Origin of the sequence: Pseudomonas turukhanskensis (genome assembly GCF_027922365.1) — a bacterium.
GTDB lineage: Bacteria > Pseudomonadota > Gammaproteobacteria > Pseudomonadales > Pseudomonadaceae > Aquipseudomonas > Aquipseudomonas turukhanskensis.
The window spans coordinates 1-1,073 of record NZ_BSFN01000054.1; the positions used below are offsets into that span (position 1 = coordinate 1).

Here is a 1,073-nt window from a genome sequence, read left to right on the forward strand (position 1 = left end):
TTACCTTGTCTGCCCACGACATCACCATCACGGGCGAACTCAACGCCCCAGGCTCGGTGCAGATTGTGGCGGCCGGTGATGTGCGTAATCAGGGTGCGGTCATTATTGGCAAAACCCTGGCGATTACCGCCAACGGCCTGATCGACAACCAAGCCGGCAAGCTGATCTGGGCGGGCGAAGACCTCTTCTTGCTGGCCGGTACCCAACTGCTCAACGGGGTTAACAGCCAACTGCTGGCCCAAGGCGATATGAGCCTGAGTGCCGGGCGCAAACTACAAAACAACGTCGGGCGCATTGAGGCGCAAAAAAACCTGTGGATCGACACGCCGCTGCTGGAAAACCTTAGCCAGAGCAGCGGCGGCGTAGCAAACAAGGGCGTGGATAAAGAAGACGTTTGGCATACCAAGGCCGATGGTTTGATTGAGCGCGATTACTGGAACATCAAAATTGAAGTACCGATTTACACGTCCAACCTGACCGTCGAGCAGGCGGTGATCAAGGCTGGCGGTGATCTGCTGCTAAACCAAGACGAAGCCAAGGGCAGCGGAGCCAGGGTGCACAACCTGGGCGGTTTGATGGCTGCGACTGGCAATGTGCTGGTGGACGGTCATCTCGATAACCAAGGGATGGCCGCGACAAAGACCTTGATCGATATCCTCAAAGCCTCACCGGCGGAGTACTACTGGAGTAACTCGCGGGCGCTCAGTCCGTCAGGGCGCAAGTACTACCCGCAGGGTTTGTATGGCCTGCTGGACGACTTCTTCAGCCCGAGCGGCGGCAGCGCGAACTGGGTTGATGCGCTCAAGCTGGTGAACAAAGCGGGTGCCAACCAACTGCTCAGTGCCGTGCTAGGCGCCGACTGGAAAGCCCTCAGCCACGCGCAGTTGCGCACGCGCTGGAGTGATTTCAAAGCCAACGGCACGAAGAGAACCCAGAACTACTACGCCGCTACCCAGGCCGAGATATCTGCGGGCAAGGCGTTTTTGCACGAGGGTGGCACCTTTACCAACGGTGATGGCAGCAACTGGGGGGCGCAGCGCTCCATCACGGCACAGGTGGGCAGCGAAACCGTG

1 protein-coding gene is annotated in these 1,073 nt (G+C 58.9%); it reads left to right on the plus strand.

The window, feature by feature from the left end:
* Positions 1-1,073, plus strand: a 1,073-nt coding sequence (locus PKE98_RS26905) for a hypothetical protein (RefSeq protein ID WP_271198558.1), incomplete at both ends; no start/stop codon positions are given.